At 71.0% G+C, this 701-nt stretch carries 1 protein-coding gene; it reads left to right on the top strand.

Annotated features, from left to right (window positions below; translation table 11 throughout):
• A partial coding sequence (locus tag POF73_RS45845) for an AMP-binding protein (protein WP_272125487.1) occupies positions 1-701 on the top strand: 701 nt, incomplete at both ends.

Genomic DNA, 701 nt, shown 5'->3' on the forward strand with positions numbered 1-701 from the left:
TCGTTCCGGGTGTTGGCGGGGGAGGCGCCGGAGTGTTTCGCGGGGCTGCGTGAGGTGCTGACCGGCGGGGACGTGGTGCCTGCCGAGTCGGTGGCCCGGGTGCGGGAGGCGTGTCCGGATGTGACGGTGCGGCATCTGTACGGGCCCACCGAGACCACCCTCTGCGCCACCTGGCATCTGATGAAGCCCGAAGACCCTTCCGGCTCACCGTTGCCGATCGGGCGTCCGCTGCCCATGCGCCGGACCTATGTGCTGGATGCCTTTCTGCAGCCGGTGCCGCCCGGCGTGAACGGCGAGCTGTACATCGCTGGGGCCGGCCTTGCGCTGGGGTATTGGGCGCAGCCCGGTCTGTCGGCGGAGCGGTTTGTGGCGTGTCCGTTCGTGCCGGGGGAGCGGATGTATCGGACGGGTGACCTGGTGCGGTGGACGGATGAGGGTGCGCTGGTCTTTGTCGGGCGTGCGGACGCGCAGGTGAAGATCCGTGGGTTCCGGGTGGAGCTGGGTGAGGTGGAGGCGGCGCTCGCCGCGCATCCGTCGGTGGCCCAGGCCGTGGTGACCGTCCGCGAGGACACCCCGGGTGAACGCCGCCTCGTCGGATACGTCGTCCCGGAAAGCCCGGCGGCCGGTGTCGATGCCGAGGATGCGCGTGCCTACGTCGCCACCCGGCTGCCCGACTACATGGTCCCCGCAGCCGTCCTCGC

This window comes from Streptomyces sp. HD, from assembly GCF_028369295.1.
Taxonomy (GTDB): domain Bacteria; phylum Actinomycetota; class Actinomycetes; order Streptomycetales; family Streptomycetaceae; genus Streptomyces.